General features: G+C 68.7%; 4 protein-coding genes. 3 read left to right on the plus strand and 1 reads right to left on the minus strand.

What is annotated here, in order from left to right:
* The 3 genes from GT354_RS40180 to GT354_RS40185 all read left to right on the plus strand — a co-directional run.
* Positions 1–309 (plus strand): hypothetical protein (locus GT354_RS40180; RefSeq protein ID WP_161361420.1); only part of this gene is annotated, 309 nt, incomplete at its 5' end.
* A gap of 65 nt (positions 310–374) precedes the next feature.
* Entirely contained in the window at positions 375–506 is a 132-nt protein-coding gene (locus GT354_RS56060; protein WP_272923975.1) for a hypothetical protein, read from the plus strand.
* Between the two features lie 7 nt (positions 507–513).
* A complete protein-coding gene (locus tag GT354_RS40185; protein ID WP_161361422.1) occupies positions 514–756 on the plus strand; it encodes a hypothetical protein in 243 nt (80 codons plus the stop codon).
* Positions 757–1,522: 766 nt separating this feature from the next.
* Here GT354_RS40185 and GT354_RS40190 read toward each other — a convergent pair.
* Positions 1,523–1,901 (minus strand): helicase associated domain-containing protein (locus GT354_RS40190; protein WP_237535927.1); only part of this gene is annotated, 379 nt, incomplete at its 5' end.

Consider the following 1,901-nt stretch of genomic DNA (forward strand, 5'->3'; position numbering starts at 1 on the left):
TACGCGGCCGGCGACCCGATCAACCGGGCCGATCCGACGGGGACGTGGTCCCTCAAGAGCGTCGCCTCGAAGGCGACCAAGAAGTTGGGTTCTGCGGGAAACATTGCGACCGGATGGCAATTCGGGGAGCAACTCGTACAAGGAGACCTACGCGGTGCGGCGGGTGTCTCGGTGGGCTTCCTGGCCGGAACCGTCACGACCAGCGTCTGCACCAGCATCACCGGGGGTGCGGGGGCCGTTCCCTGCGCGGTGACCGGAACATGGGCCGGCGACCAGGCAACCGAAGCATTCGACAAGTACACGTCCTAGGAACCCGGGGTGGGGTCGAGGTTGCGCCCGATCCCGCCCCTGTCCCCTCGAGAAGGCAGGACACCATGGAAGGTCAGATCGACAACCTCGCCGCCGGCTTCATACCTGGGGGACCGGTCGGGACGATCGGGGGGCTGGTGGTGGTGATCCTCGTCTGGGTCGTCTGGTTCTGGGCCCGCCGCGGCAAGAAGAACTGAGACCGCCATGAGCGACAGAACCGACGACGGATGGCGTCACGCCTCCCCACTCGTCGGCGTCCTGACGGGCGCAGCCCTCTATGCGGTACTCGTCGTCGCCTGGTACGTCAGCGGTACGAGCGGAGCGACACCGTGGCTCAAGTCCATACCCGCATTCGCCATCCCGATCGCGGGCCTGTGGATGGCTCGGAAACAACGTGACCGTAGAAACCGTCGCGCGTCGAAGGGCAGGCAACAAGACGACCGTTGATCCTTGGCAAACACCATGATGATCGCGGCCGCTCACCAGTCGAGAGGACGAACTCGGCCGAACCTGAGGTCGACACATCGGACTCAACGACCTGGTCCCGGGCTCCTGCATTCGGACTGGACCCACAGTTGATCGAAGATCGACCGCCTGTTCGGCCGGGAAGTCCACGAACTCGCCGCCCGAACCGCCGGGGCGAGGCGGAATGATGCGTCCACGAGACACCGGCCCCCCACCCCCGGCCGGTACCCGTGAGACGAACAAGGGCTCCGACCACACGCGTGGTCGGAGCCCTTCCTTGTGTAAGTTCTCGGGTTTCTTTGTGGTCCCGGGTCGTGGTCCCGGGGTTCGGCTGGACGGATCCGTGTTGTCCCGTTGTGTTATTGGCCTGCGGGGATCGCGGGGTGTCCGGTTCCGGTCGGGGGCCTGTGGCGTGGCGGCCCGTGGTTCCGTGATTCGGCTGGAATGCCGGCTGTATCGCCGGAATCCTCATGGATTCTCCTGTGCCCGGGCAGAAGATCGGGCCGTACGCCACCGCGGCGCGGCACGGTGTTCCGGGGGCCTCGACACCGGTCTGCCCCGCCGGTGCCGAGACGGAGGCCCGCCGACGGGGCACCTCAAGCCCGGGCCGAGATGTGAAAGCCGCGGCGGCCGCAGGCCCGAACGACCTCCGGTCGCAGCGCCGCGTGGCCGCGCCCGGGCACGCACAAGGCGTCGACCGGATACCGATCGACGCCTCGTACCGAACCTCACACCGGATCTCACCCCTTCACCACCGCATGCCGAGCGCGTCCAACGCGGCGACCCGCTCAGCGGGGAGCTTCGGTCGCCGGGACCTGGTGGTGGTGACCCACACCCCCAGACGCAAGTCCTCGGGCCGTCCGTCGAACGCCACCACGGTCTCGACGTGTGCGCGCGGGACTTCCAGGCTCCCTACCCGCGCCCGGTACGCCGCCGCGCTCAACGCGATCTCGAATGCCTGCTCCCGCGTCCGTTTGGGCCGGGGCTCGTCCGGCACGGGCACCGCCGCTTCGGCCTCGGCCGCCGTGTCGGCGATGCCGGGCGCGGTCAAGCCCCAACACCAGCAGCCGCCCACGCTGGGCCTCGTTGAGCCCGTCCCAGCCGGACCGCTGCCGGGCGACCCACCG

Origin of the sequence: Streptomyces sp. SID3343 (genome assembly GCF_009865215.1) — a bacterium.
In the GTDB taxonomy this organism is placed as follows: Bacteria; Actinomycetota; Actinomycetes; order Streptomycetales; family Streptomycetaceae; genus Embleya.

Excerpts from the sequence above, each read along its gene's own strand:
- GT354_RS56060 (WP_272923975.1), top strand. The coding sequence starts at position 375 with ATGGAAGGTCAGATCGACAACCTCGCCGCCGGCTTCATACCTGGGGGA.
- GT354_RS40185 (WP_161361422.1), top strand. The coding sequence starts at position 514 with ATGAGCGACAGAACCGACGACGGATGGCGTCACGCCTCCCCACTCGTC.